Here is a 17,456-nt window from a genome sequence, read left to right on the forward strand (position 1 = left end):
ACCGGTGTGGGGGGCGGGCTAAACAAAGCCCAGTTCAGCTCACGGCGGCCAGCGCGAACGGCAGTACGGCCGGCGCGCCCGCGGCTCTCACCACCCGCGAGGCCATCGTCAACGTCCACCCGGTGTCGGTCACGTCGTCGACCAGCAGCACCGGACCGCCCGCCTCGCCGATCAGCGCGGGATCGGGCGGCTCCCACGCTGCCTGCAGTGCGGCGACGCGGTAGGCGGAGTTCGCGGCGGTCACCGGCCCTCTGCCCGGCGCGTACCGCAGAACCCCCAGGTCGGTGAGTCGGCCGAGGCGGGCGAGTTCCCGGGCGAGCGAGGTGACCAACAGCGGATGCGTGTGCGAATCCAGCGCCATCACCGCGGTCGGGCGCACCTCCCAGTCCCAGGACGCCAGGACCGCCACCGCGGCGCGCACAAGATCATCGGGCACCTGTCCGTCGGGTCCGTCGAGCAGCTTTCGAAGCCGGGCGCCCCACCCGAGGTCCGTCAGCCTGCCGACGGTCCGGCCGGGCGCGGGGCCGTCGGTGATCCGCCCGCGCAGCGCCACCCCGACCTTGTCCAGCCCCGACGGCCATTGTCTGCGCGCGGGGAGTTCGACGCCGGGCCGCATGAGCCGCTGCCGGGTGTCCTGTTCGGCATTCGCGTCGACGACGGCGTCGTACCGCGAGCCGGTGCAGTTGTCACAGCGGCCGCACCGCTGTTCCCCGTCGAGTTCCGGGTCGTCGAGTTGCGCACGCAGAAACGTCATCCGGCAGCCGTCGGTGCTCTGGTAGTCGAGCATGGCCTGCTGTTCACGTTTGCGCGCCTCGTCGAGCTTTCGGTACCGCGGCTCGTCGTAGGCCCACTGTTGGCCGGTGCCGATCCAGCCGCCCTTGACGCGCCGCACCGCGCCGTCGACGTCGAGCACCTTGAGCACCATCTCCAGCCGGGTCCGGTTGAGGTCGACGAGCGGCTCCAGTGCGGCCGTCGACTGCGGGCGATCGGTGTCCAGCTCTCCGATCACCTTGCGCACCATGGCTTCCGACGGGAACGCCACCGACGAGAAGTACCGCCACACGTCCTGATCCTCGCGGCCCGGCAGCAGGATCACCTCCGCGCTGTCGGTCGACCTGCCGGCGCGGCCGACCTGCTGGTAGTAGGCGATCGGTGAGGACGGGGCGCCGAGGTGTACGACGAACCCGAGGTCGGGTTTGTCGAATCCCATGCCGAGCGCCGACGTCGCGATCAACGCCTTGACCCGGTTGTGCAGCAGGTCCGCCTCCAGTTGTTCACGTTCAGCGGCCTCGGTCGAACCGGTGTAGGCCGCAACCGGGTGCCCCTGCTCGCGCAGCAGCGCGGCGATGTCGTGGGCTTGGGCGACGGTCAGGGTGTACACGATGCCCGAGCCCGGCAACGAATCCAGATGTGCGCCAAGCCATGCCGCCCGCTGAGCGGGGTTACCCGCTTTGACCACCGACAGCCGCAACGACTGCCGGTCGAGTCCGCCGCGCAACACCAGCGTCTCGCCGCCACCGACGCCCAGTTGCGCCGCGACGTCGTCGACGACCCGGTCGTTGGCGGTGGCGGTGGTGGCCAGCACCGGGATGTCGGCGCCGAGTTCGGCGATCAGCGTGCGGATCCGGCGGTAGTCGGGGCGGAAATCGTGGCCCCAGTCCGATACGCAGTGCGCCTCGTCGACCACCACCAGCCCGGCGTCGCGGGCCAGCGCGGGCAGCACGGCGTCACGAAAGTCGGGGTTGTTCAACCGCTCCGGGCTGACCAGCAGCACGTCGAGGTCACCGCCGCGAACCCGCTGGTGGATGTCATCCCAGTCGGCGACGTTGCTCGAGTTGATCGTCGCCGCAACTACGCCCGCCCGTTCGGCCGCGGCCACCTGGTTGCGCATCAGCGCCAGCAGCGGCGACACGATCACCGTCGCGCCGTGCCCCTCGGCGCGCAGCAGCTTGGCGGCGATGAAGTACACCGCGGATTTGCCCCAGCCGGTGCGCTGTACGACCAGGGCGCGGCGCCGGTGCACCACCAGCGCCTCGATGGCCGTCCATTGGTCGTCGCGCAACGTGGCCTGCGGCCCCGCCAGTTTTTCGAGCAGGGCCTGCGCCTGGTCGCGGTTGGTCATTGCTCCATCGTGCAACTACGCGACGACAAGCCAGATCGCGGCGAAGTGACAGGCCGCCGCGACCGCGGTGAATGAATGGAAAAGCTCATGATGACCGAATGTGTGAGGCCAGGGGTTCGGCCACCGCGCGCCGTAGAAAAGGGCGCCGACGTTGTAGAGCACGGCGCCCACGACCAGCAGCACCATTGCGGCGAACCCCGCGCCGTGCAGCAGCACTTCGGCGAACCAGATCGCCACGTACCCGAGCAGCAGGTACAGCGGCAGGCCCACCCACCGGGGCGTGGACGGCCACAGCATCTTGAGCGTGACGCCTGCCGCCGCTCCCGTCCACACAATGGTGAGCATGTCGGCACCGACGTGAGGTGGCACGGCCATCAGCGCAACGGGCGTGTAGGTGGCGGCGATGAACACGAACACGGCCGAGTGGTCGACGCGCATCATCCACTTCTCCGTGGTGGCGGAGACCCAGCTGACGCGGTGGTACGTCGCGCTGACGCAGAACATGCCGACCATCGCGACGACGTATACGAGCGTCGCCCAGCCGGCCCGCGACGACCCGGCGATCCACGCGACCGGGACCAGCACCGTCCCGGCCACCGCGGCTATCGCGGCCGCACCGAGATGAATCATCCCGCGTGCGCGTGGCCTGGGATCGGCGACGGAAACGACCGCGGTACGTGTCGCGATCTGGTCTGTCAGGGCGTCTCCGATGTCGCGGGGGCCGGCAAGCAGCGGTCGCGTCATCGCCGGGACCGCGCCGACATCCGATCAGCGTACGGGTCGAGGAGCAGCGAGCCGGCTACGCGGCGGGTCAGGACGTCGACGCCGCCTCCTCCTGCTCGCGTTTGATTTCCAGGGCGATGTCGATGAGTTGGTCTTCCTGGCCGCCGATGAGTTTGCGTTGACCGGCGCGGTGCAGCAGTTGGTGGGCGGGTACGCCGTAGCGCTCGGATTGGCGGATGGCGTGTTTGAGGAAGCTGGAGTACACCCCGGAGTAGCCCATGATCAGCGCGTTGCGGTCGAGCAGGCATTCGGCGGGCATCGCGGGGGCGACGACTTCTTCGGCGGCATCAGCGATGTCGAAGAAGTCGATACCGGTCTTGACGCCGATCTTGTCGAACACCCCGATCAGCGCCTCGACGGGCGCATTGCCCGCCCCGGCGCCGAACCGGCGACACGAGCCGTCGATCTGCTTGGCGCCGGCGCGCACGGCCTCGATCGAGTTGGCCACACCCAGGCCGAGGTTCTCGTGGCCGTGAAAACCGACCTGGGCGTCGTCACCGAGTTCGGCGACCAACGCCGCGACCCGGTCGCGCACGCCCTCGAGCACCAGCGCACCGGCGGAGTCCACGACGTAGACGCACTGACAGCCCGCGTCGGCCATGATCCGGGCCTGGGCGGCCAGCTTCTCCGGGGGGATCGTGTGGCTCATCATGAGGAAGCCGACGGTCTCCAACCCGAGTTCGCGGGCCAGCCCGAAGTGCTGGATCGACACGTCGGCCTCGGTGCAGTGGGTCGCGATACGGCAGATCGACCCTCCGTTGTTCTGCGCTTCCTTGATGTCCTCCTTGGTGCCCACGCCGGGCAACATCAGAAACGCGATCTTGGACTCCTTGGCCGTCTCGGCGGCCAGCTTGATCAGTTCCTGCTCGGGGGTCTTGGAGAAGCCGTAGTTGAAGCTGGATCCACCCAGCCCGTCGCCGTGGGTGACCTCGATGACCGGCACCCCGGCGGCGTCGAGCGCGGAGACGATCGCGTGCACTTCGTCGGTGGTGAACTGGTGGCGCTTGTGGTGGCTGCCGTCACGTAGCGACGTGTCGGTCATCCGGACGTCCCAGATCGGGTTGAAGTAGATCTGCTCGGTGCTCATGCCTGTGCTCCTCGAGCGGTAGTGGCGAGAGATTCCTTCGCGATTTCTTCGCCGACCTTCGTCGCTGCCGCGGTCATGATGTCCAGGTTTCCAGCGTACGGCGGCAGATAGTCGCCCGCACCCTCCACCTCGACGAACACCGTCACCACGTGGTTGCCGCCGTTGACCACCGACGGCTCGTCGAACTGCGGCTCGTTGAGCAACCGGTAACCCGGCACGTAGGTGGCCACCTCAGCCACCACGTCCTTGATCGACTGGGTGATCGCGGCGTGGTCGGCATCCTCGGGAATCGCGCAGAAGATGGTGTCGCGCATGATCATCGGCGGCTCAGCCGGGTTCAGGATGATGATCGCCTTGCCGCGCTGGGCCCCGCCGATGTTCTGCACCCCGGCGCTGGTGGTCTTGGTGAACTCGTCGATGTTGGCCCGGGTCCCCGGACCGGCCGAGGCAGACGACACCGACGCGACGATCTCCGCGTAGGGCACCTCGACCACCCGGCTCACCGCGTAGACCATCGGGATGGTGGCCTGCCCGCCGCAGGTGACCATGTTGACGTTGGGCGCATCCAGGTGCGCGCGCAGGTTGGCCGGCGGGATCACCCCGGGTCCGATCGCCGCCGGGGTGAGGTCGATCGCGCGGATACCGGCCTCGGCGTAGCGCGGCGCCGCGTCGCGGTGCACGTAGGCGCTGGTGGCCTCGAAGACCATGTCGGGCTTCTCGGGATGGGCCAGCAGCCAGTCCACGCCTTCGTGCGACGTTTCCAGCCCGAGCTTGCGGGCACGGGCCAGGCCTTCGCTGTCGGGGTCGATGCCGATCATCCAGCGCGGCTCCAGCCACTCCGAGCGCAACAACTTGTAGAGCAGGTCGGTGCTGATGTTGCCCGATCCGACGATCGCGACCGAAACCTTGTTCGGCATAACTAGCTCCTCGACTATTCGAAATTCAAACCCACCGAGCCCAGCCCGGCGAAATCGGCGACGTATTCGGCGCCGGGAGTGGCGTCGAACGCCTTGGTACACGACCCGGGCAACACGATGTCACCCGCCTTGAGGCGCACCCCGAAGCTCTCCACCTTGCGAGCCAACCACGCCACCGCCGTCACCGGGTTGCCCAGCACCGCGTCGCTGCGGCCCTTGGCCACCACCTCACCGTTGCGGGTCAACACCGCATCGATCGCGGTGATGTCGATGTCCGCCGGCGAGACCCGGTTCTTCCCGAGTACCCAACCCGCCGAGGACGCGTTGTCGGCGATGGTGTCGCACAGTTTGATCTTCCAGTCGGTGATGCGGGTGTCGATCAACTCGATCGCGGGCGCGAACGCCTCCGTCGCCGCGAGCACGTCAGCCTCGGTGCACTCCGCGCCCGGCAGGTCCTCGGCCAGGATGAAACCCACCTCGACCTCGACCCGCGGATACAGATAATTCGCCGACTTCACCGGCTTGTCCTCGAACACCGCCATCTCGTCGAGCAGATGCCCGTAGTCGGGTTCGTCGACACCCATCATCTGCTGCATCGCCTTCGACGACAGCCCCACCTTGTGACCGATCACCTTGGCGCCCTCGGCGACCTTCTGCCGAATGTTGATCAGCTGGATCTCGTAGGCATCGACGACGTCGATGTCTGGATGGCCGTCGGTCAGCGGCGAGATCGGCACCCGGCTGCGCTCGGCCTGAGCCAGATCGGCCGCCAGCTGTTCACGAACCTCGGAACTGAGCATCTGGGTGAAGTCCCCTCGTTTCGTCGACCGGCGCAGTTGTAGGTCGGCCGGGCAATTCTATAACGTGTTCTACATGACCGGACAGGAGTATGACGTCGTCGTGGTGGGCAGCGGCGCCGCTGGCATGGTCGCCGCCCTCACCGCCGCTCACCAGGGACTCTCGACGATAGTCGTCGAGAAGGCACCGCACTATGGCGGTTCCACTGCCCGGTCCGGCGGCGGGGTGTGGATTCCCAACAACGAGGTACTCCAGCGCGCCGGAGTCACCGATACGGCGGAGGACGCCCGCACCTACCTGCACGGCATCATCGGTGACGTCGTCGCACCCGAGCGCATCGACACCTACCTCGACCGCGGGCCCGAGATGCTGTCGTTCGTCCTCAAGCACACGCCGCTGAGGATGTGCTGGGTGCCCGGCTACTCCGACTACTACCCAGAGAGCCCCGGCGGTCGGCCGGGCGGGCGCTCGATCGAGCCCAAACCGTTCGATGCCAGAAAGCTCGGTCCCGACATGGACCAGTTGGAGCCGCCATACGGCAAGGTTCCGATGAACATGGTGGTCATGCAGCAGGACTATGTCCGGCTCAACCAGCTCAAGCGTCATCCCCGCGGGCTGCTGCGCAGCCTCAAGGTCGGCATCCGCGCCACATGGGGCAAGGTCACCGGCAAGAACCTCGTCGGTATGGGCCGCGCCCTGATCGCTCCGCTGCGCATCGGGCTGCGCGAGGCAGGCGTGCCGGTCCGACTCAACACCGCGCTGACCGACCTCCACATCGAGGACGGCGTCGTCCGCGGCATCTATGTCCGGGATGCGAACGCGCCGGAAAGCACTGCGCCCGAACTGATCCGGGCACGGCGCGGAGTGATTCTCGCGTCGGGCGGATTCGAGCACAACGAACAGATGCGGGTGAAGTATCAGCGCGCCCCGATCAGCACCGAGTGGACGGTGGGCGCCAAGGCCAACACCGGTGACGGCATCCTGGCGGCCGAAAAGCTCGGTGCGGCATTGGACATCATGGAGGACGCATGGTGGGGTCCGACGGTCCCCCTGGTCGACGCGCCGTGGTTCGCACTGTCCGAACGCAACTCGCCGGGCTCGATCATCGTCAACATGGCGGGTAAGCGGTTCATGAACGAATCCATGCCCTACGTCGAGGCCTGCCATCACATGTACGGCGGTGTCCACGGCCAGGGCCCCGGCCCTGGTGAGAACATTCCCGCCTGGCTGGTGTTCGACCAGCAGTACCGCGACCGCTACATCTTCGCGGGTCTTCAACCCGGACAGCGCATCCCGAAGAAGTGGCTGGAGTCCGGCGTCATCGTCACCGCCGACACCCTCGGGGAGTTGGCCACCAAGGCCGGGTTGCCGGCCGATGCGTTCGAGGCGACGGTGGAGCGGTTCAACGGCTTCGCGCGCGACGGTGTCGACCAGGACTTCCATCGCGGCGAGAGCGCTTACGACCGCTATTACGGCGACCCCACCAACAAGCCCAACCCGAACCTCGGCGAGATCAGCCATCCGCCGTACTACGCCGCCAAGATGGTGCCCGGCGATCTCGGCACCAAGGGCGGTATCCGCACCGACGTACACGGCCGCGCATTACGCGACGACGGCGCGGTGATCGACGGGCTTTACGCGGCGGGCAACGTCAGCGCGCCGGTGATGGGACATACTTACCCGGGACCGGGCGGAACCATCGGCCCGGCCATGACATTCGGCTACCTTGCCGCGCTTCACCTCGCAGGAAAGAGTTAGCATGCCCATCGATCTCGACAAGGCGCTCGGCGCGGAGTTGCCTGCCGCCGAGTTCTTTTGGACCAGTAGTGATATCCAGCTGTACCACCTGGGGCTCGGCGCGGGCTCCGATCCGATGGACCCGCGTGAGCTGCGCTATCTGACCGACGACACCCCGCAGGTGCTCCCCACCTTCGCCAACGTGGCACAGAGTTTCCACATGACCAAGCCACCGACCGTGCAGTTCCCCGGCATCGACATCGAACTGTCCAAGGTGCTGCACGCCAGCGAGGCGGTCATCGCCCCCGGTCCGATTCCGCCGTCGGGCACCGGCATCGCGGTGACCCGGTTCACCGACATCTGGGACAAGGGCAAGGCGGCGGTCATCTGGTCACAGACAACGGTCACCTCGCCCGACGGCACGCTGTTGTGGACGCAGAAGCGGTCGATCTTCGCCCGCGGCGAGGGTGGCTTCGGCGGTGAGCGCGGCCCGTCAACGTCGACCGAACCGCCTTCTCGCGCACCGGACTACGAGATCGCCATTCCGGTGTCCCCGCAGCAGGCACTGCTGTACCGGATGTGCGGGGATCGCAATCCGCTGCACTCGGATCCCGAATTCGCCGCCGCCGCAGGCTTTCCGCGGCCGATCCTGCACGGTTTGTGCACGTACGGCATGACCTGCAAGGCGATGGTGGACACGCTGCTCGACGGTGACACCGCCCGGGTGTCCAGTTACGGCGCGCGATTCGCCGGTGTGGTGTTCCCCGGTGAGACGCTGCGGGCCAGCATCTGGAAAGACGGCGACGCCTTCACCGCCGTGGTCACCGCGCCCGAACGTGACGACGCGGTGGCGCTCGCCGGAGTGGAACTGATACCCGCCTGACGGGTCTCGATGGTTTGCCCGACAGTGCGAGCTTTCGACGAAACTCGCGGCTGAGCCGTCAAGCGCCACCCGTGGTGCGGTTTGCCCAGACATACCGCCGGTGGCGCTATTGGCCAGTGCCGCAACTCATCCGAACGCCCCATACGTACAATGACCTGATACTTTCGCTTTAGTGACCATCCCAGCAATCGGACGAGTCAGGAGCAATACCGTGAAGATCACGACCGTTACCGGTGTCATTGCATCAACCGCGGCCGCAGCTCTCATTTGCGCGCCGATCGTTTCCGCCGACGCCGCGACGCAGGAACCCGCAGTCGTCAGCCAACCGCTCGGAAGCCAGGCCGAACTGGTCGACGGCGCCGTCATCCAGGGCTGGACCATCAGCGACCTCAAGCAGAGCTCCGACGTCATCTCCTACCCGGTGACCGGGACGCTGTGGGAGGCCACCGCCACCGACCAAGCAATCCAGGGCGCCGCGACCCCGATCGTGTCGAACTTCAACGCCCGCGCCGAGGACGGCACGAACTACCGGGCGCTGTTCGGCGCCGCCACCGAGCAGGGCGTGAACCCGTCGACGCTCGCCGAGGGGCAGGAGACCACCGGCAAGATCTACTTCGACGTCACCGGCGCCGCCCCGACCAGCGTCGTGTACAACGCCGGCGGCCAGGACCTGCTGGTCTGGACACAGCCGGCGCCGTCGGCGCGCAGCGCGGCCCCGTCGAGCACCGGGAGCTATGTGTCCGAGGCCCCCGAGGCCGCACCGGCCGCCACCCCGGCTGAGGAGACGCCCGCGGCTCCTGCAGCGGTGAGCACCGAACTGCCCGAGGGCAGCCAGGGCACCCCGCTTCCTGAAGGCAGCCAGGGCACCCCGATTGCCGAGGGCGCGACGGAGGGCACGCCCGCCGCGACGGCAGAGGGCACCCCGGCTCCGGCCGGCGACGAGTCGCAGACCCCCAGCACCTACCTGCCGACTCCCTGATCGAGTCGGGCTCGTCGCACCGGCGAGTCACGAGTGGGACGACCACCACGCATACAACTCGGGAAAGGTCGGTCCCTGCGGTCCGGACCGCACGGCACTGAGAACCAGCTTGGTGTCGTCGCTCCAGGCCACGGTGGGCCGACCTTCCTGCGTTCCGCAGTAGAGCGTGCCACTCACCCGGTCCGGGGTGGCGTTGCGCCGCCACGGGCCCGGTGACTGAATGTTGCCCGGGCAGTTGACCTGCTGCGCGGTGGCGATCGCTTCGTTGAACGCGGCATCCAGCGCCGCCTTCTCGGCGAACAGCGTGAACGTTGCGGCCAGCGGTCCGCCGGGATCGACGTTGCGCTCGCAGTTGACCTGCGCCAGCGCGTCTTTCGGTGCAGGCGCCGGATGACAAGCGTCGGCCGGATAGCCCGGCGGTAACAGCCGCTGCAGTTGCGCCTCGTGCTGGGCGGCGGGCGAAGCCTCCCGCGAGGGCGCAGCGGTGGTCGGCTCCGCGGGTGCCGCGCTCGGCGGTTCTGCGCCGTCTTCCGACGGGGAGCGAATCAGCCAGAAGACCAGGCCACCGACGACGAGCACCGCGAGGATGCCCGCAATGGCAACCAGCACAGCGTTTGTCGTTCGCGGTTTGCGCACCGGGCGCGGCGTCACGGTCAGTGGCGTGTCGAACCGGCCCGCCCACGGTCCGGGGGGAGCCGGCGGCGTTGGGACACGCAGTGGCCCGGTGTCCTCGTCATCGGGTTCCGCCGGCTCCGTGCGCCTGTCTGACACTTGCCCAACCCCCATGATCTCGTCGGCGCTACTGAGGGTAGTAGGCGAGTATGTGTCCACAGCGTGAGGCCAGCCAGAGACGCACTACGCGTCGCTGAAATTCACTCCAATCAATCGACTTTCGCCCCGAGGCACCCCGGTGCCTTTAGTCGTCGTTTCCGCCGGTTCCGCCCGTTCCGCCGGCACCACCGGCTCCGCCTGTGGTACCCGAGCCCGTGGCGCCCGACTCACCGCTGGTGCCACCGCCGCCCGCGGTCCCCGCGCCGGACTCGCCGCCGGTTCCGCCAGAGCCCCCGACCCCGCCGGTGCCGGGGGTACCGTCCTCGCCGCCTGCCCCGTCGCTTCCGCTGTCGCCGAAGAAGATTCCTCCCGCGCCGGCAGGTCCGCCGGAACCACCCGTGCCCGAATCGCCGCCTGCGCCGCCGGAACCGCCGGTTCCGCCAGAACCACCGCCTCCGGGAGTGCTACCGAACTCACTTCCGGCTGCGGGGCCGCCGGCGCCACCATCGCCACCGTTGCCGCCGGCGGCACCGTCGCCGCCGTCACCTCCGAGACCGCCTTCTCCGCCGTCGCCACCGGTGCCCGACAGCATGCCGCCGCGGCCACCGGCACCGCCGCTGCCGCCGTTCGTGCCACTGGCTCCCGCCGCGCCGGTCCCACCGTCGCCACCGGTGCCGCCTTCGCCACCGAAGCTGTAGATCGGGCTCAACGCGCCGCCACCTGCGCCACCGGTGCCGCCGTCGGCGCCCGTGCCGCCAGTGCCGCCGGCACCGCCGGGTCCGCCCGAGGCAGAACCCTGGCCGGATGCGGCGAATCCGCCCTCACCCCCGGACCCGCCCGGGCCCCCGGCGTTGCCGGACCCACCGGGACCACCCGCGCCGCCGGTGGCGTCGGGGCTGTTGTCGGGCGGCACGGGATTCAGGGAGCCTGCGCCCTGGCCGTTACCTCCGGCGCCGCCGGCTTCGCCTGGTCCGCCGTCGAATCCCGGTCCGCCGTTTTGACCTGTTTGGTTGCCGTCGCCCACGACGGGTGGTTGGCCGCCCGGCGGTGGAAAGTGTGGGTCCCCTGTCGGCGCCGTGGTGCCGTTCCAGGTCGGGTTGACCGCGTCCGGCGCGTTCCAGCCTGCGCCGCCATTGCCCCCACTGCCGCCGTTGCCGAACAAGAGGCCCGCGCTTCCGCCGTTGCCGCCGCTGCCGCCGTCGTTGCTGGCGTCACCGGCCGCTCCGTTGCCTCCGTTGCCACCGTTGCCGAACAACGCAAACGCTCCAGCGCTACCACCATTGCCGCCCGCAGTACCCGCGGCGGTGGCATCGGCGCCATTACCGCCGTTGCCGCCGAACAGTCCGCCGTTACCGCCATCGAGACCACTGCCTGCGAATGCACTGCCCCCGTTGCCGAACAGCAGGCCACCGTTCTGGCCGGCCGGATTCTCGGCGGTGCCGTCGGCGCCATTGCAGACGATTCCGCATGAGCCCGACGCGGCGAACAGCGAATTCGGGGTGAACGCGTTCAACCCGGCTAGGTCGCCGCCCGAGCCGATCCACCAGAGCTCATCGGACTCGTCGTTGACCAGTTGCACCGTCAAGCTGTCGACAGGCTGAGCAGGCGCGCCCGGGGGCGCCGCCAGCAAAATTCCAACCCCGATCATCGCCGCTCCGGCGAAGCCTGTCGTGAAATACGGAAGAACCGGGGCCTTCGGTGAATTGGCCTCGCAGTAGTGGGACACGGTGGTCCACCCCCTTTACGTGAGTCGCATCTACCAGCGACGTCGAAATACTTTCCTCGAGGAAAGATGTGTCTCACGTTAAATGTTTGCTCAATAGGGTGTCAAGGATGCCAAGGTCCGTTCCTAGTAAATTTGCAGTCATCGTGCGGACGCACGCCCCCGGGGCGTGAACAGGTGTCAAGCCAGTTAATTCGGATGTCACTGAGTGCAAATCGGGGGTGACAGCACTGTTCCAGCAACATAATTTTCATTTGAGTTGATTTTCTGGAAGTTAGCTATCTCAGGTGCCAAGCACTGCCGACCGTTCGCCATCGCGCATGCAGGGCACAGAACGCCGATGGGCCGTCGACCCTGCGCCGGACGCCGCGGTTACCATCGCTTCATGGGTACGCATGAAGTGAACGCGGAGACCAGCGACAACGGGACGCCGTCCGAGCCAGCAAAGGCATCGCCGACGCGATGGGTGGCTCCGGTTTCCCTGGTTATCGCGGTGATCGCCGTCGTCATCGCCGGTTGGGCGCTCGTGCAGTCACAAGCTGAGCCCGCCGGCAACGCCACGCAGTCGACCGCCGACCACGCCAGGGCGCCCGAGGACGCCAAGAAGCGCGTGTGCAGCGCCTTCGAGCTGGTCCGCAAGGCTGTCGCCATCCAGACCAACACCAACCTGGGCGTCGACCCGGTTGCCCAGTCCGCGGTGGCGGGCAACGCCAGGTTGGCGACGCTGGGCGGAGGCGAGTATCTGCTGACCCGCCTGGATCCGGGCACTCCCACGGACCTGGCGGACGCCGTACGCTCGTTCGCCGAGACGCTCCAGGACATCGGCATGAATCAACTCGCCGACGTGTCCAACACCGATCCCAACCTGGCCGCCAAATTGCAGGGCGCCACCGCGGCGAGCGACCAGATCGCCAAGATGTGCGCCTGACTGCCCGACGCCTCAGCCCAGGATCAGCCCCGAGGTCGGCACGCCGGTTCCCGCCGTGACGAGCACATGCTCGACGTCGGGGACCGGGTTGACCGAGGTTCCGCGCAATTGGCGGACGCCCTCGGCGATGCCGTTCATACCGTGGATGTAGGCCTCCCCCAGTTGGCCGCCGTGGGTGTTGATGGGCAACCTCCCGCCGACCTCGATGGCGCCGTCGGCGATGAAGTCCTTGGCGTCACCCCGGTCGCAGAAACCCAGCTCCTCCAGTTGGATCAGGGTGAACGGGGTGAAGTGGTCGTAGAGAATCGCGGTCTGGATGTCGGTCGGTGTCAACCCCGACTGCTCCCACAGCTGCCTGCCCACCAGCCCCATCTCGGGCAGGCCGAGCTCTGGGCGGTAGTAGCTGACCATCGAATATTGGTCGGGACTCGAGCCTTGTGATGCCGCCTCGATGACCGCGGGCCGGTGCTTGAGGTCCTTGGCCCGCTCGACGGACGTCACCACCAGCGCCACTCCGCCATCGGTCTCCTGACAGCAGTCCAGCAGCCGCAGCGGTTCGGCGATCCAGCGTGAATTCTGGTGGTCCTCGATGGTGATCGGCTTCTCGTAGAAGTAGGCCTTGGGATTCTTGGCGGCATGCTTGCGGTCGGCCACCGACACCACCCCGAAATCCCTGCTGGTGGCCCCGGATTGATGCATGTAGCGCCTGGCGATCATGGCCACCTGTGCGGCCGGTGTGGACAGCCCGTGCGGGAACGAGAAGGAGTTGTCCACTCCCGTCGAGTCCGCATTCTCCACCAGCCGCGTCTGCACCTGGCCGAACCGCACGCCCGATCGCTCGTTGAAAGCCCGGTAGGCCACAACACAATCGGCGACACCGGTCGCCACGGCGAGTGCCGCCTGCTGGATGGTCGCGCACGCCGCACCGCCACCGTGGTGGATCTTGGAGAAGAACTTGAGATCCCCGACGCCGATCGCGCGCGCGATCGCGACCTCGGTGTTGGAATCCATCGTGAACGTGACCATGCCGTCGACGTCGGCGGGGGTCAGTCCGGCGTCGTCGAGCGCGTCGAGTACGGCTTCGGATGCCAGCCGCAGCTCACTGCGCCCCGAGTCCTTGGAGAAGTCGGTGGCGCCGATCCCGACGATCGCCGCTCTGCCCGACAGTTCACCCGGCATCAGGCGTTCCCTCCGATTGTCAGTGTCGCCGTCGAAATAATGTGATCGCCAAGGCTGTTGGAGCCGACGATCTTGAGCGTGATCACGCCGTCGTCGGCGACGTCGGTCACCTCACCCCGAAACGTCACCGTGTCGTAGGCGTACCACGGCACCCCCAGTCGCAGCGCGATCGACTTGATCACCGCGGTGCGACCAGCCCAGTCGGTGATGTAGCGCTGCACCAGGCCGGTGTCGGTGAGGATGTTGACGAAGATGTCCTTGGAACCCTTGGCCTGCGCCTTGTCGCGGTCGTGGTGGACGTCCTGATAGTCGCGGGTCGCGATCGCCGTCGACACGATGAACGTCGGGTCGCCGTACAGCGACAGTTCGGGCAGCTTGGTGCCCACCTGCACCGTGGGAGCGCTCATCGGCTCGGCTCCCACGCGTAGAGCGTCCAGGCCGGGCCCGTGTCGCTGGACGGAAAGTCGATGAACGTTGCCCGCACCGGCATCCCGATCTCCACGGTGGCGGGGTCGACATTGCGCAGTTCGCCGAGCATTCGCACACCCTCCTCGAGTTCGACCAGCGCGATCACGAACGGCAGGGTGCGGCCGGGCACCTTCGGCGCGTGGTGCACGACGAAGGAAAACACCGTGCCGTTACCGGAGGCCACCACGTAGTCGGTCGGCTGGGTCTTGTCCTGCCACAGCGCGGGCACCGGCGGGTGCTGCAGCGTGCCGTCCGGGCGCTTTTGGATGCGCAGTTCGTGGGCGTCGACGCCGTCCCAGAAGAATTTCGTATCGCGCGAGGTGGCCGGTCGCATCATCGAGCTCGCGTCCAGATCGTCTGGAACCGAGGCGCCCGCGCCAGTGGCGTCCTCGTCGGCGGGCCGGAACTTCATGATGCGCCAAAGCATCTCGGCGACATCCTCATCGCCGACCTGCCAGGTGATCTTCTGCGTGATGAAGAAGCCCTCACCCAATGCGGTGTTCTTGGGTCCGATCACGTCGGTCAACTCGGCGGTGACGCTGACCTGCTCACCTGGCCGCAGGTAGCGATGGTAGGTCTGCTCGCAGTTGGTGGCCACGACACCGATGTAGCCGGCCTCGTCGAACAACTCGATGATCTTGCCGAGCGGATCGTCGTCGGGCCGGGTACCGCCCAGGCCCATCATCGTCCACACCTGGATCATCGCGGGCGGGGCCACGGTGCCCGGATGCCCTGCCGCCGTGGCCGCGGACTCGTCGACGTAGATCGGGTTCTTGTCGCCCATCGCGTCGAGCCAGTGGTCGATCATCGGCTGGTTGACCGGATGCCGGGCCAACCGCGGCTTGCTCCTGCCTTCGGCTTTGACCCGTTCGGCCGCCTTCTGGATGTCTTCGACGGCGCTCACCGCGGAACCCTCGGAACCTTCAACCCTGAAGCAGCGATCATCTCTCGCATCACCTCGTTGACACCTCCGCCGAACGTGATCACCAGATTTCGTTTCGTCTGGCTGTCAAGCCACTCGAGCAGTTCTGCGGTGTGCGCGTCGGCCGGATCGCCGTACTTGCCGACGATCTCCTCGGCGAGTCGACCCGCGTACTGAATACGCTCGGTGCCAAACACTTTCGTGGCCGCGGCGTCGGCAACGTCGATGGTCTCACCGGACGCCGCGACCTGCCAGTTGAGCAGTTCGTTGATACGCCACATGGCCTTGAGTTCACCCAGCGAGCGCTTGACGTCGTCGTGCTCGATTGCGGCCACGCCGTTGCTGCCCGGTTTGGCCGCCCACCCATGAACCCGGTCGTACAGGGCCGCGAACCGGCCTGCGGGCCCGAGCATCACCCGTTCGTTGTTGAGCTGGGTGGTGATCAGCCGCCAACCGCCGTTCTCCTCGCCGACCAGCATGTCGGCCGGGACGCGGACGTCGTTGTAGTAGGTGGCGTTGGTGTGATGCGCGCCGTCGGACAGGATCATCGGCGTCCACGAGTAGCCGGGATCCTTGGTGTCGACGATGAGGATCGAGATGCCCTTGTGCTTGACCGCGTCGGGATCGGTGCGACAGGCCAGCCAGACGTAGTCCGCGTCGTGCCCACCGGTGGTGAACACCTTCTGCCCGTTGACGATGTATTCGTCACCCTGGCGGACCGCGGTGGTGCGCAACGACGCGAGGTCGGTGCCGGCCTCAGGTTCGGTGTAGCCGATCGCGAAATGCACTTCACCCGCGAGGATTGCCGGTAGGAACTTCTTCTTCTGCGCCTCGCTGCCGTACACCTGCAACGTGGGTCCGACGGTCTGCAGCGTGACCGCCGGCAGCGGAACGTCGGCGCGCTGCGCCTCGTTGACGAAGATCGACTGCTCGATGGGGCCGTAGCCCAGCCCGCCGAACTCCTTGGGCCAGCCCACCCCGAGCTTGCCGTCCGAGCCCATCCGCTTGATCACCGCACGGTAGGCCTTGCCATGGCGGTCCTTCTCCATCTCCTTGGCCTCTTCGGGGGAGATGAGTTTCGAGAAGTACTCTCGCAGTTCGGCTTGCAGTTGTTTCTGTTCGGGCGTCAGATCTATGAACATTGCGCTCCCACCAGGTCCAGACGGTGCGAAGGACCGCCCACCAGGCGGGCGAGGTCCTTGATCGACGAGTAATAGCGGTCCATCGGGTAGGTGATGTCCATGCCCATGCCGCCGTGCAGGTGATGGCAGAGCTGCATCACCGGAGGCGCCTGAGACGCCAGCCAGTAACCGAGGACGGCGAGATCCTCGTCGGCGTCCCGGTCCTCGGTCAACCGCCAGAGGACCGAGGTGGCCGCCAATGTCAACGTGCGCGAGGCGATGTAGACCTCGGCCAGTTGCGCCGCCACCGTCTGAAACGTCGAGAGCGGTTTGCCGAACTGATGACGGTTGGCCACATAGTCCGCGGTGAGCCGGAGCGCACCGGCGACCAGGCCGGATCCGTACGCCCCGATCGCCGCCAGCGCCAACTGGTTGACCCGTCGCGCGTCCGCGCCGTCGAGGACCCCGTCGACGTCGGCGTCGGCGAAGGTGATCGAGCACTCCTCGCCCTTACCGGAGGTCGGCGTCTTGGTCAGCTGAACCCCGGCCGCCGTCGGGGCGATGACCGCGACCGCGTTGTCGGCCGTGACAAGCATCCAATCCGCTTGTGCGGCATACGGTACGGCGATCTTCGTGCCGTTGAGTTTGCCGCTCTTGAAGGTGACCGCGGGCCGTTCGGGCAGCGGTGCGCCCGGTTCGTTGAGCGCCGCGGTCAACACGGAGCCCTTTGCCACACCGGCGAGGTAGCGGTCCTGGTGCGCCTCGGAAGCCAGATGGAGCAGGGGCACGAGTCCGAAGCCGAGCGTGGCCAGGGCGGGGCTGACGGTGCCGTGCCTGCCGATCTCCGTCAACGCCGTGCCGACCTCGGCAAGACCGACGCCGTCACCGCCGAGGCGCTCGGGCACCGCAAGTGCGGTGACCCCACCCGCCACCAGTGCATCCCAGCCGTTTTCACGTTCGAGCACCGAGGTCACCACATCGGCGACAGCCCGCTGCCCTTCGTCTGGACTGAAGTCCACCGAATTTCCTCCTTGCGAG

At 67.5% G+C, this 17,456-nt stretch carries 16 protein-coding genes; 4 read left to right on the forward strand and 12 right to left on the reverse strand.

Annotation, left to right across the window (positions count from 1 at the left end; all coding sequences use genetic code 11):
* Window positions 1–34 precede the first annotated feature (34 nt).
* From ABQE89_RS00805 to ABQE89_RS00825, 5 genes are all read right to left on the reverse strand, one after another.
* On the reverse strand, window positions 35–2,122 hold the full coding sequence (locus ABQE89_RS00805; RefSeq protein ID WP_448413131.1) for a RecQ family ATP-dependent DNA helicase: 2,088 nt from the start codon (window positions 2,120–2,122) through the stop codon (window positions 35–37).
* 15 nt (window positions 2,123–2,137) lie between these two features.
* Window positions 2,138–2,866, reverse strand: coding sequence for a PAQR family membrane homeostasis protein TrhA (gene trhA / locus ABQE89_RS00810; protein WP_448413133.1), 729 nt, complete (start codon window positions 2,864–2,866; stop codon window positions 2,138–2,140).
* Window positions 2,867–2,933: 67 nt separating this feature from the next.
* Complete coding sequence (gene dmpG, locus ABQE89_RS00815) at window positions 2,934–3,992, reverse strand: 4-hydroxy-2-oxovalerate aldolase (RefSeq protein WP_448413136.1); 1,059 nt, start codon at window positions 3,990–3,992, stop codon at window positions 2,934–2,936.
* Window positions 3,989–4,909, reverse strand: coding sequence for an acetaldehyde dehydrogenase (acetylating) (locus ABQE89_RS00820; RefSeq protein ID WP_448413138.1), 921 nt, complete (start codon window positions 4,907–4,909; stop codon window positions 3,989–3,991). The genes dmpG and ABQE89_RS00820 overlap by 4 nt, the downstream gene beginning before the upstream one ends.
* Window positions 4,910–4,923: 14 nt before the next feature.
* Window positions 4,924–5,709: a 2-keto-4-pentenoate hydratase gene (locus tag ABQE89_RS00825; RefSeq protein ID WP_448413140.1), complete on the reverse strand. Its 786-nt coding sequence runs from the start codon at window positions 5,707–5,709 to the stop codon at window positions 4,924–4,926.
* Between the two features lie 73 nt (window positions 5,710–5,782).
* Here ABQE89_RS00825 and kstD point away from each other — a divergent pair, with 73 nt between their 5' ends.
* The 3 genes from kstD (at window position 5,783) to ABQE89_RS00840 (ending at window position 9,306) form a co-directional block, all read left to right on the forward strand.
* Entirely contained in the window at window positions 5,783–7,465 is a 1,683-nt protein-coding gene (gene kstD, locus ABQE89_RS00830) for a 3-oxosteroid 1-dehydrogenase (RefSeq protein WP_448413142.1), read from the forward strand.
* Between the two features lies 1 nt (window position 7,466).
* A complete protein-coding gene (locus ABQE89_RS00835) occupies window positions 7,467–8,327 on the forward strand; it encodes an enoyl-CoA hydratase ChsH3 (protein ID WP_448413144.1) in 861 nt (286 codons plus the stop codon).
* A 211-nt stretch (window positions 8,328–8,538) separates the two neighbouring features.
* Window positions 8,539–9,306, forward strand: a complete 768-nt coding sequence (locus tag ABQE89_RS00840; protein WP_448413146.1) for an MPT63 family protein — start codon at window positions 8,539–8,541, stop codon at window positions 9,304–9,306.
* A 27-nt stretch (window positions 9,307–9,333) separates the two neighbouring features.
* Here ABQE89_RS00840 and ABQE89_RS00845 read toward each other — a convergent pair whose 3' ends face one another.
* Both ABQE89_RS00845 and ABQE89_RS00850 read right to left on the reverse strand, forming a co-directional pair.
* Window positions 9,334–9,915, reverse strand: coding sequence for a hypothetical protein (locus ABQE89_RS00845; RefSeq protein ID WP_448413148.1), 582 nt, complete (start codon window positions 9,913–9,915; stop codon window positions 9,334–9,336).
* A 307-nt stretch (window positions 9,916–10,222) separates the two neighbouring features.
* Complete coding sequence (locus ABQE89_RS00850; RefSeq protein ID WP_448413552.1) at window positions 10,223–11,656, reverse strand: hypothetical protein; 1,434 nt, start codon at window positions 11,654–11,656, stop codon at window positions 10,223–10,225.
* 529 nt (window positions 11,657–12,185) lie between these two features.
* Between ABQE89_RS00850 and ABQE89_RS00855 the strand changes: the two genes are divergently transcribed.
* Window positions 12,186–12,728, forward strand: a complete 543-nt coding sequence (locus ABQE89_RS00855; protein ID WP_448413150.1) for a hypothetical protein — start codon at window positions 12,186–12,188, stop codon at window positions 12,726–12,728.
* A 12-nt stretch (window positions 12,729–12,740) separates the two neighbouring features.
* Here the strand turns inward: ABQE89_RS00855 and ABQE89_RS00860 are convergent, their stop codons facing one another.
* From ABQE89_RS00860 to ABQE89_RS00880, 5 genes are read right to left on the reverse strand one after another with little or no spacing between them, the layout of a single operon-like run.
* Window positions 12,741–13,907, reverse strand: coding sequence for a 17-hydroxy-3-oxo-4-pregnene-20-carboxyl-CoA lyase (locus tag ABQE89_RS00860; RefSeq protein ID WP_448413152.1), 1,167 nt, complete (start codon window positions 13,905–13,907; stop codon window positions 12,741–12,743).
* Window positions 13,907–14,314, reverse strand: coding sequence for a MaoC family dehydratase (locus tag ABQE89_RS00865; RefSeq protein ID WP_448413154.1), 408 nt, complete (start codon window positions 14,312–14,314; stop codon window positions 13,907–13,909). Before ABQE89_RS00865 ends, ABQE89_RS00860 begins: the two co-directional genes overlap by 1 nt.
* The gene (locus tag ABQE89_RS00870) at window positions 14,311–15,279 is read right to left on the reverse strand and encodes a bifunctional MaoC family dehydratase N-terminal/OB-fold nucleic acid binding domain-containing protein (RefSeq protein WP_448413156.1); all 969 of its coding nucleotides are present in this window, start codon (window positions 15,277–15,279) and stop codon (window positions 14,311–14,313) included. The genes ABQE89_RS00865 and ABQE89_RS00870 overlap by 4 nt, the downstream gene beginning before the upstream one ends.
* Window positions 15,276–16,439, reverse strand: a complete 1,164-nt coding sequence (gene fadE29, locus ABQE89_RS00875) for an acyl-CoA dehydrogenase FadE29 (protein WP_448413158.1) — start codon at window positions 16,437–16,439, stop codon at window positions 15,276–15,278. Before fadE29 ends, ABQE89_RS00870 begins: the two co-directional genes overlap by 4 nt.
* A complete protein-coding gene (locus tag ABQE89_RS00880; protein ID WP_448413160.1) occupies window positions 16,430–17,437 on the reverse strand; it encodes an acyl-CoA dehydrogenase family protein in 1,008 nt (335 codons plus the stop codon). Before ABQE89_RS00880 ends, fadE29 begins: the two co-directional genes overlap by 10 nt.
* Between the last annotated feature and the right edge of the window lie 19 nt (window positions 17,438–17,456).

Source organism: Mycolicibacterium sp. XJ1819, from assembly GCF_053483675.1.

Coding starts and splice junctions, on each gene's coding strand:
- ABQE89_RS00805 (WP_448413131.1), bottom strand. CDS start 2,122: ATGACCAACCGCGACCAGGCGCAGGCCCTGCTCGAAAAACTGGCGGGG.
- trhA (WP_448413133.1), bottom strand. CDS start 2,866: ATGACGCGACCGCTGCTTGCCGGCCCCCGCGACATCGGAGACGCCCTG.
- dmpG (WP_448413136.1), bottom strand. CDS start 3,992: ATGAGCACCGAGCAGATCTACTTCAACCCGATCTGGGACGTCCGGATG.
- ABQE89_RS00820 (WP_448413138.1), bottom strand. CDS start 4,909: ATGCCGAACAAGGTTTCGGTCGCGATCGTCGGATCGGGCAACATCAGC.
- ABQE89_RS00825 (WP_448413140.1), bottom strand. CDS start 5,709: ATGCTCAGTTCCGAGGTTCGTGAACAGCTGGCGGCCGATCTGGCTCAG.
- kstD (WP_448413142.1), top strand. CDS start 5,783: ATGACCGGACAGGAGTATGACGTCGTCGTGGTGGGCAGCGGCGCCGCT.
- ABQE89_RS00835 (WP_448413144.1), top strand. CDS start 7,467: ATGCCCATCGATCTCGACAAGGCGCTCGGCGCGGAGTTGCCTGCCGCC.
- ABQE89_RS00855 (WP_448413150.1), top strand. CDS start 12,186: ATGGGTACGCATGAAGTGAACGCGGAGACCAGCGACAACGGGACGCCG.
- ABQE89_RS00860 (WP_448413152.1), bottom strand. CDS start 13,907: ATGCCGGGTGAACTGTCGGGCAGAGCGGCGATCGTCGGGATCGGCGCC.
- ABQE89_RS00865 (WP_448413154.1), bottom strand. CDS start 14,314: ATGAGCGCTCCCACGGTGCAGGTGGGCACCAAGCTGCCCGAACTGTCG.
- fadE29 (WP_448413158.1), bottom strand. CDS start 16,439: ATGTTCATAGATCTGACGCCCGAACAGAAACAACTGCAAGCCGAACTG.